General features: G+C 60.1%; 9 protein-coding genes and 1 tRNA gene. 3 read left to right on the forward strand and 7 right to left on the reverse strand.

Going from position 1 to position 8,788, the window contains the following annotated elements:
• Positions 1 to 202 precede the first annotated feature (202 nt).
• The 4 genes from BQ17_RS13195 to coaD form a co-directional block, all read right to left on the reverse strand.
• The gene (locus BQ17_RS13195) at positions 203 to 1,099 is read right to left on the reverse strand and encodes a Tim44 domain-containing protein (RefSeq protein ID WP_089727805.1); all 897 of its coding nucleotides are present in this window, start codon (positions 1,097 to 1,099) and stop codon (positions 203 to 205) included.
• A gap of 260 nt (positions 1,100 to 1,359) precedes the next feature.
• Complete coding sequence (ggt, locus tag BQ17_RS13200) at positions 1,360 to 3,045, reverse strand: gamma-glutamyltransferase (RefSeq protein WP_089727807.1); 1,686 nt, start codon at positions 3,043 to 3,045, stop codon at positions 1,360 to 1,362.
• Between the two features lie 8 nt (positions 3,046 to 3,053).
• On the reverse strand, positions 3,054 to 3,308 hold the full coding sequence (locus BQ17_RS13205; protein WP_089727810.1) for a YfhL family 4Fe-4S dicluster ferredoxin: 255 nt from the start codon (positions 3,306 to 3,308) through the stop codon (positions 3,054 to 3,056).
• A gap of 112 nt (positions 3,309 to 3,420) precedes the next feature.
• Positions 3,421 to 3,897, reverse strand: coding sequence for a pantetheine-phosphate adenylyltransferase (gene coaD / locus BQ17_RS13210; RefSeq protein ID WP_089727812.1), 477 nt, complete (start codon positions 3,895 to 3,897; stop codon positions 3,421 to 3,423).
• 214 nt (positions 3,898 to 4,111) lie between these two features.
• Here coaD and BQ17_RS13215 point away from each other — a divergent pair.
• The 3 genes from BQ17_RS13215 (at position 4,112) to BQ17_RS24225 (ending at position 5,390) form a co-directional block, all read left to right on the forward strand.
• Positions 4,112 to 4,202, forward strand: a tRNA-Ser gene (locus BQ17_RS13215).
• An 805-nt stretch (positions 4,203 to 5,007) separates the two neighbouring features.
• Positions 5,008 to 5,247 (forward strand): DUF433 domain-containing protein, encoded by a 240-nt coding sequence (locus tag BQ17_RS13220; protein ID WP_089727814.1) that lies wholly within the window; start codon positions 5,008 to 5,010, stop codon positions 5,245 to 5,247.
• Positions 5,247 to 5,390, forward strand: coding sequence for a DUF5615 family PIN-like protein (locus tag BQ17_RS24225; protein ID WP_369406476.1), 144 nt, complete (start codon positions 5,247 to 5,249; stop codon positions 5,388 to 5,390). The genes BQ17_RS13220 and BQ17_RS24225 overlap by 1 nt, the downstream gene beginning before the upstream one ends.
• Here BQ17_RS24225 and uvrD read toward each other — a convergent pair.
• The 3 genes from uvrD to BQ17_RS20785 all read right to left on the reverse strand — a co-directional run bounded on the left by uvrD (position 5,357) and on the right by BQ17_RS20785 (position 8,637).
• Complete coding sequence (uvrD, locus tag BQ17_RS13225; protein WP_089727817.1) at positions 5,357 to 7,534, reverse strand: DNA helicase II; 2,178 nt, start codon at positions 7,532 to 7,534, stop codon at positions 5,357 to 5,359. The two genes, BQ17_RS24225 and uvrD, sit on opposite strands and share 34 nt — an antisense overlap.
• 201 nt (positions 7,535 to 7,735) lie before the next feature.
• Positions 7,736 to 8,344, reverse strand: a complete 609-nt coding sequence (locus tag BQ17_RS20780; protein WP_133510966.1) for a hypothetical protein — start codon at positions 8,342 to 8,344, stop codon at positions 7,736 to 7,738.
• 17 nt (positions 8,345 to 8,361) lie between these two features.
• Entirely contained in the window at positions 8,362 to 8,637 is a 276-nt protein-coding gene (locus tag BQ17_RS20785; RefSeq protein WP_133510965.1) for a hypothetical protein, read from the reverse strand.
• Between the last annotated feature and the right edge of the window lie 151 nt (positions 8,638 to 8,788).

The raw sequence follows: 8,788 nt of genomic DNA on the forward strand, positions 1-8,788 counted from the left end.
CACACGGCACAATCCGAGCTTTTGAATTTCCCCCTCACCCCCGCCCTCTCCCGGAGGGAGAGGGAGTGAAATGCGCAGATTGTTCCGTGTGGAAGTATAACTTGACGACATTGGGCGAAGCCGCCCGTGTCCCGGCGATCAAATAGGATGGCTTCGTTCAAAGCACGCCGGTAGAGCGATGCGGAAGAAGCGAGACAAGCCGTCACGTATCTTCAAGCCCTTCTTGCTGCTGAATCCCGGCGATGAGCCAATCGCCTGCGCTGCTCTCCCAGGCGTGCTGCACGTGCCAGAGCTCGCGGAAGGGGTCGGCGGTCGCGTTCTGCTCCTCGCGGATCAGCCCGGAGAAGAGGATGCTTGCCACCACTTGGTCGCCGTCGCGTTGGACTCCGACGAGCTCTGCGTCCAGGGTCACGACCTCGGTGTGTTGGGTCTCCTCTCCCAAGCGGTTGCGCTCGCGCTCCAGCTCGGCGCAGAGCTCGGGGGTGGTGTAGTCGCGGATATCCCGGAAATCGGCCTGGTCCCAGGCGGTCTGGAGCCGAATGAAGTGGTCCTTGGCGCCGTCCAGGAACCCTGGAGCATCGAACCAGGCCGGGGCCTCGTCGTCGCCCGCAGCGGGTTCGACGCGGGTCGGATCGCCGAGCTCCGGCGGCATCATGTCCGGAACCGATCCTCCGCCCCCGGCTACCGATCCGCCGTATGCGCCGGCCCCGGTCCCGGCGGTCGCAGGACGGCCGCGGCGCATGGCCTTGAACAGCATCAGGCCACCGAAGATCAGGGCCGCGACCAGGAGGATGTCCATGATCTGGAGGCCCTCGAAGGCGTCGCCGAAGAACAGCGATGCAAGCAAGCCACCGGCGGCCAGTCCGGCCAAGGGACCGAGCCAACGGCTCGCCCCGCTGGTCCGGCCGGCGGCTCCGGTTGCTGCCTGGGAACGATTAGGTACAGCCCGTTGAGTCTGACGCGGCGGGGTGCGCGGCATGCCCCGATACTGCTTACCCAGACTCATGCCCCTGCCGAACCGTTTGGCCTCGGCAGCATCCGGCAGGGTCACGAGTGTGACGGCAAACAGGGCAAGCACAAATGCGAATAGGGTCTTCATAGTAGCTCTTGGACCTCGAATGGTGGCTTGGAAGGGAAGCTGTGAACCGGAATGGGCTTTATGGAAGATTTAGTTGCTACCAGCAGTAGGTTGGGCAACGGCGTAGGATACGGTGAGCGGTGGCCCCAGGGACGGGGCCACGGCGAACCGCATCAATGGATGGCCCGTGCCCAACATTCGGTGTTCCGTGTCAGGCATGCCGCCTACCTGTCGGGAGATACCCATTATTGATGGGCACGCTTCGCTATGTGCATCCTAAATCAGCGCGCCTCCGCTTTACCGATCCCGCGCGGATCGCTCGCCGCCCGGACCTGGTTTTGTAGCCGATCCCAGTAGATAGCCTGCATGTTGCCGTAGCCGTCCCGGATCTCATGTAGGCGATGTCCCTTGGCTTCGAGACGGCGGCGCTCGGTGGCGCTGAAGGCCCCCGGCTCGTATTGGATCCGGTCCGGCAGGTATTGGTGATGGAACCTCGGCTTGGCAACCCAGGCTGCGGGCGGGTCCCCGGCATCCAATGAGAGGAGACCCTGGAGGACCATGGTGATGATGCGGCTGCCCCCTGGAGTGCCCAGGATGGCCAGGCCCTGTTCCGACTCCGCAAAGGTGGGCGTCATGCTGGAGAGCATCCGTTTCCCCGGCGCGATGGCATTGGCCTCACCGCCGATCAATCCGTATACATTGGGTACCCCCGGCTGCGCGGAGAAATCGTCCATCTCGTCGTTCAGCAGCACGCCGGTGCCCGGCGGCACGAACCCGGAACCGAAGGGATAGTTGATGCTGAGGGTAGCGGCCACCCGGTTGCCCTCCCGGTCCAGGACGGAGAAATGGGTGGTGTCAGTGCCCTGCGCCCGCACCGCTGCGGGCCGGCTGGGCGTGGCTCGGTCCGGATCGATGTCCCGCGCCAGACCGGCGGCATAGAAGGGATGGGTGAGGCGCTCGACCGGGACCGCGAAGGCATCCGGGTCCCCCAGGTACAGGGCCCGGTCGCGGTAGGCGCGGCGCATGACCTCTACCAGCAGGTGGGCCCGGTCGGTGTCCGCAAGGCCCGCCAGGTCAAAGCGCGCGAGCATGTTGAGCATCTGTACCAGAAGCACACCGCCGGAGGACGGCGGTGCGGCACTGACCACCCGCCAGCCGCGGTAATGGCCGACGATCGGGGCACGCTCCACGACCCGGTAGGAGGCCAGGTCCTCGGGGGTCCAGATACCGCCGGCCGCATGCACGCCGGCGATCAACAAGCGGGCGGTACGGCCGGCGTAGAAACCTTCCCGGCCCCTGCTTGCGAGGCGCTCCAGGGTACCCGCCAGATCCGGTTGCACGATCAGGGTCCCCACCGGCGGTATCTCGCCGTCCCGGAGGAATTGCTCGGCAGCGGCAGGGGATTGCAAGAGCACTGCCAGTCGCTGCTGCGCAAGGCGCCGGTACCGTTCGTCCACGGCAAAGCCGGCGTGGGCGAGACGGATCGCCGGCGCGAGTGACTGCGCCAGGGGGAGACGACCGTAATGCTCCGTCAAGTGGACCAGCGCCGCCGGTTCCCCGGGGATGCCGGCGGCCAGGGGGCCGTTCAGGGACCGCCCCGGCACGAAGCGGCCGGCCGCGTCCAGATACATGTCGCGGTGGGCCGCCAGCGGCGCCCGCTCGCGGCCATCGAGCATCAGCTCGCGCCCGTCCTCGGCCCGATGCAGGAGCCAGAAGCCACCGCCGCCCAGTCCCGAGCTGTAGGGCTCTACCACCGCTAGCGCGGCGCTGACCGCCACTGCCGCATCGAAGGCGTTGCCCCCGGTGGTCAGGATCTCGAATCCCGCCTCAGTGGCCAGGGGATGGGCACTGGCAATCGCTGCCTGGGGCGGGCTGGTCGCCGCCCACGGCACTCCGGCGGTGAGCAACAGCAGGGCGTAGACGACGGAAAAGAAGCACCACCGCCGAGTTCGTGAAGCAATGCGCATGGGATCGGTCAGGCCGCTTCGCCGGTGATCTTCCGGTATTTTTCCATCAGCTGATCTTCGGTTTCCTCATACTCCGGGTCTTTGAGGATACAGTCCACGGGGCACACCTCGACACATTGAGAGGTCTCGTAGTGACCGACGCACTCGGTGCAGAGATTGGGATCGATCACGTAGATCTCATCCCCCTGAGAGATGGCGCCGTTCGGGCATTCCGGCTCGCACACGTCGCAGTTGATGCACTCGTCGGTGATATAAAGTGCCATATCGTTACTCCTTTTGATTGATATATCCGTGGGGTCGGTTTTCAACCCATTGGCCCGGATAGAAGACAAGGCTCCATCAGGCAAAATCAATGGGTTGGTTTTTAGACAGCCTCTAACCAAAGCGTTCCCGTAATGCAGCCTGCACCACGGGGGCCACGAAGGCCGACACGTCCCCGCCCAGACGGGCGATCTCGCGCACCAGGGATGAGGATATATAGCCGTACTGCTCTGCGGGGGTAAGGAAAAGGGTCTCAATGTCCGGGGCCATGCGGCGGTTCATACTTGCAAGCTGGAATTCGTACTCAAAATCGGAAACGGCCCGCAGACCACGGATGATCACCGAGGTCCCATGCTTACGGGCGAATGCGACCAGGAGACCGGAAAAGCGCGCGATCTCCACTTGGGGGATGTTCCGCAACACCTGCTCCGCGAGCTCGACGCGGCGCTCGATATCGAACGCCGGGTCCTTGCCGGTATCCACCGCCACCGCCACCACCACCCGATCGAACAGGAAAGCGGCGCGCTGGATCAGATCTATGTGACCGTTGGTGATCGGGTCGAAGGTCCCTGGATAGACCACACTGCGCACTGGATTCTCCCATCTCGATGGATTCGTATGCTAAGGATAGCAGATGTCGTCTAACGGCCGTCTACGCTTGGGTCATGACTCAAGGGTCGGCGTGGACAAATTTCCTCACTGGTTTACACAGGTAGGCAGATTCATATATTCTCCTTAGCCCGCAACCGCTTTATCCAGCACCGCGCAATCGGCAATCATGTCGACGCAAGACCTCCAATCTCCCGGAGAGGTGTCCGAGTGGCTGAAGGAGCACGCCTGGAAAGTGTGTGTACGTTAATAGCGTACCGAGGGTTCGAATCCCTCCCTCTCCGCCAATCATATTTCTAACCAATTGATTAAAAAGGATGTTTTTATCTTATAGCTTTTAGCTCCCCCAATTAGCCCCCCCTTTCCGACGCTGGTTGACGGGTAAAGATCATCTTCGGATTAACGCATCTAGAATGGTTTCGTACTGATCGGTCAGCCGTTCATAGGTGCTCCGGTGCATCCCTTTGGGCTTCCTACCGTAGCGAGGGAAGATGCCCGTTGTCTCCCCGCCTAAGCGGGCGCAGATTTTATCCATGCTTCACAAAAAAGAATGTCGAACACCCGACTCATGCTTGGAAATATAGTCTGGAGGAGCATGAGCGGCATGTGGCAGAAAAGAGACTTTAGTGGGATACGGATGGAAATGCCGAATACCCGCGACTCAAGCTATATCTAGAAGAAGCAGAACAACTCGTTCCCGTAGATTTCTGGGATTACTCCGAAACCGGTTCTTCGGATGATGGCGGGGACGCTGTAAAGCGCATTTTTGGACCGGAAGGGCATCCGGGAAGATGAAAGCTATCTGGGCGAGAGTGCGGCCTTCCATTGTGGCTGATCTACAAGCCGGAACTGGATTTCATCAAGTCCCGTGACGCCGCATTGACCTTGAGCTTTGCCGAGAAGATTTCCGGGTAGTGGTTAATATTTAAATGATTTGTTGGGCACGCCGCCGTCCCTGGCGACTTTGCCCAACCTACGAGCTTCGCCCCCTCTCCTACTGGCAGAGGGAATGCAGCGCGTGGCGTGCCCAACCCACTGCGAGTGGCACTTTTTCCATTTAAACCTTAACCACTATCCGAGAGGGATTGACCCATGAACTGGCATGGCCATATCCATACCGATCCCGCCGTACTGCTGGGCAAACCCATTGTCAAGGGGACCCGGCTGTCGGTGGATTTTTTGCTGGGCCTGCTGGCGGAGGGTTGGAGTGAAGCTCAGATTTTGGAGCATTACCCGCAACTCACCCACGAGTCCTTGCAAGCAGTATTCGCCTTTACCGCCAAGGTGATGCGGGAAGAGATGATCTATCCCCTCAAGCGCGGCGTGGCCTGATGCGCCTGTTGGCCAATGAGAATATCCCGCTGGCGAGTGTGTCGGCCTTGCGCGAGGCGGGCCACGATGTGGGATCGGTTTCGGAGCGCTCGCCAGGGATATCGGTAAGCTATGGAGCGCCGGCGGGTTCCAACCGGGCATAGGCCACCACTAGCCACTTGGCGCCTACGGCCTTGAAGTTGACCTGGATGCGGGCGCTGGTCCCTTTCCCCTCGCTATTGATGATGGTTCCCTCGCCGAACTTGGGGTGCGAGACCCGTTGGCCGAGCTGAAATCCGCCCGCGGCGGGACCGGATGTGTTTGCTCCCGGCGCGCCCGGTGCGATGGCCGGCCGCATAATCCCGCTGGCGCGGACCTCCTCGATCAATTCCGCCGGGATCTCGCGCAGGAAGCGAGACGCGAAGGGATAGCTCTCGCTGCCGTGCAGGCGTCGGCTCTCGGCGTGGGTGAGATACAGGTGGCGCATGGCCCGGGTCATGCCCACATAGCACAGGCGGCGCTCTTCCTCCAGGCGCTCCGGGTCGTCCGCGGACATGCTGTGGGGAAAGAGGCCCTCTTCCATCCCCGCGATGAAGACGCTGGGGAACTCCAGTCCCTTGGCGCTGTGCAGGGTCATGAGCTGCACCTTGTCCTCGAATGGGTCTGCCTGGGCTTCTCCTGCTTCCAGGGCCGCGTGGGATAGGAAGGTGCCGAGGATATCGCCCTCATCGTCCTCCATCTCGTGGGCGAAACGACGGGTAGCATTGACCAGCTCCTCCAGGTTCTCGATCCGATCCACTCCCCGGCCGTCCTTCGCCTTTTCATAGTGTGCGGGCAGACCGCTGGCCTCGATGACTTGCGCCGTCAGATCCGGGAGCGCCATATCCCGCGTCGCTTCCCGCCGGGTATCGATGAGTGCGCGAAACCGGTTGAGCGCCCCCGCGGCGCGGGCGGGAAGAGAGCCCGTCATGCCCATGTCCGCGGCGGCCTGCCACAGGGAGCAATGCGTCTCGCGGGCCTGGGTGCGCAGGATGTCCAGGGTCTTGGCGCCGATCCCCCGGGGCGGGGTGTTGACCGCGCGCTCGAAGGAGGCGTCGTCCTCCGGGTTGGCCAACAGCCGCAGATAGGCCAGGGCGTCCTTGATCTCGGCGCGTTCGAAGAAGCGCAATCCACCATAGACCCGGTAGGGGATCTGGGCCTGGATCAGGACCTCCTCGAACAGCCGGGACTGGGCGGTGGTGCGGTAGAGGATGGCGCACTCGGAGCGGCGGTAGCCTTCTTCCTGAGTAAGCTTGCGGATGCCTTCCACCACGAACCGGGCCTCGTCTACCTCGTTGAAGGCGGCATAGCGGCGGATAGGCGCCCCGGCGGTGTCTTCGGTCCACAGATTTTTACCGAGCCGGGTCGCGTTGTTTTCGATCAGGGCGTTGGCGGCGCTCAGGATGTTGCCCGTGGAGCGGTAGTTCTGTTCCAGCCGCACCACCTTGGTCCCCGGGTAGTCCCGCTGGAAGCTCTGGATATTTTCGACCTTGGCCCCGCGCCAACCATAGATGGATTGGTCGTCGTCACCGACCAGGAACAGCTTGTCCTGACCGCCAGCGAGCAGGCGCAGCCAGGCGTACTGGATGGCATTGGTGTCCTGGAACTCGTCTACCAGGATGTGAGCGAAGCGCTCGCGGTAGTGATGGAGGATGTCCTGGCGGTCGCGCAGCAGCTCATGGGTACGCAGCAGCAGCTCGGCGAAATCCACCATACCGCCGCGCTTGCAGGCGCCCTCATATTCCGCGTAGAGCTCGCGCATGCGGCCGAGGTAGAAGTCGTCGCCGCTGTCGATGTGCTCGGGCCGCAGGCCCTCGTCCTTCTGCTTGTTGATGAAGCCCTGACACTGGCGCGGCGGCCAGCGGGCCTCGTCCAGATCCATGGCCTTGAGGGTGCGCCGGATCAGCCGGTACTGATCGTCGGAATCTAGGATCTGGAACTGCTGGGGGAGCTCGGCATCCTGCCAATGGGCGCGCAGAAAGCGGTGGGCGAGACCGTGGAAGGTGCCGACCCACATCCCCATCACCGGCCCTTGGAGGATCTCCTCGATGCGGGCCCGCATCTCCCGGGCGGCCTTATTAGTAAAGGTGACGGCGAGGATCGTCCAGGGTCGCGCCTGCTCCACCTGGAGCAGCCAGGCGATGCGGTGCACCAGGACCCGGGTCTTGCCGCTCCCGGCCCCCGCCAGCACCAACAGATTGCCGGGTTGGGCGGTGACCGCCTCGCGTTGCGCGTCGTTGAGCTGGTCGAGGATGTGGGAGACGTCCATCCGGGCATTCTACCAAAGCCTCGGGAGGGATTCGGATATTGGGGGAAATCTGTGGCCGGCTACCAGCTACCCGTCGCTGGCTGCCAGCCGCTGGAAGCTGGTGACTGGTAGCTGGCGACTGATGAACCGCAAAGGCGCAAAGGGCACAAAGAATTTTGTAGGGGCACCTCTTGCAGGTGCCCAACATTCAACCCATTCAAGTCACGGATTCATGTTTGCGATTTCCATGACTTCCAATGTCCATCTTGATTTAGCCCAACCTGTATCACAATTTGATTTTTTGTACCGATCATTACCAGGACGTGGACCTACCCACACTTTTATTGTGTGGTTACCTTTTGGAAGATTTTCGCAGTATCCGATAACATGATTGCTGGTACGTACATTAGAATTATTTCCATCATGTCTGTCGTATACCAACTTCCCAGATGGGCATGATTTACCATCGACCTTGATCTCCCAACGACACGCTTTGCGTTCCCCGATTACCCTAAAATTATCTGTATAGCCAATACGGATAACTGAGTCTTTTTTGTGCTTATTAAATGTCAATTTTCTACCTTCCAAAGCACCTGACTCTTTTCCATCTTCTGGCCCCAATTTGCTGGTATAGGTTATGTTGATTATTTTTATAGCATGAACGAAGTTCTTCATCTTTTCTTCTAATTGGCCGATGCGTAGAATAATATCTGCAATTTCCTTATTAGCTCGTAACGCACGCAGGAATTCTGCTACCCCATTCAGTTCGCCGCTTTCAATTTCAGCTATATCTGCCTTTACGGATTTAAACTGCTCGTTGGTCTCTTTCAATCCTTGATCTAGAGCTTTTAGCCTCTCCTTTGATCCCCGAATTTAACTAAATTGGTATTGGCTTGTTCGGAAAGATTCGTTATTGCTTGCGAGATTTTTCTTTCTATTCTATTAGTCGCCTCTGTAATCGCTTCTCCTGGCAAAATGAAAAATATGTAAACAATAGCACCTCCAAGCACTGCCAAGTTTGCTATACCTATCCAAGTTAGCCACCCTTTAATAAGTGAACCAACGTAAGATCCTATTTCCAGCTTTTGTTCTGCGCTGAGATTTGATGATGAATTTTCTGCCATAAGAATGTCCTCAGTTAATTCGTATGCTCTAACAAATAAGGCTCTTTATGGATTCCGGACTGCTAACGATCATAGAAGGGTACCACCGGACGTTTTGGAGTGCGGCGGCAACCTCACCCCGATGCTTACCGGAACCTACAGCGCTAGGCAT

It is taken from the genome of Candidatus Thiosymbion oneisti (assembly GCF_900092655.1).
GTDB classification, from domain to species: Bacteria; Pseudomonadota; Gammaproteobacteria; order Chromatiales; family Chromatiaceae; genus Thiosymbion; species Thiosymbion oneisti.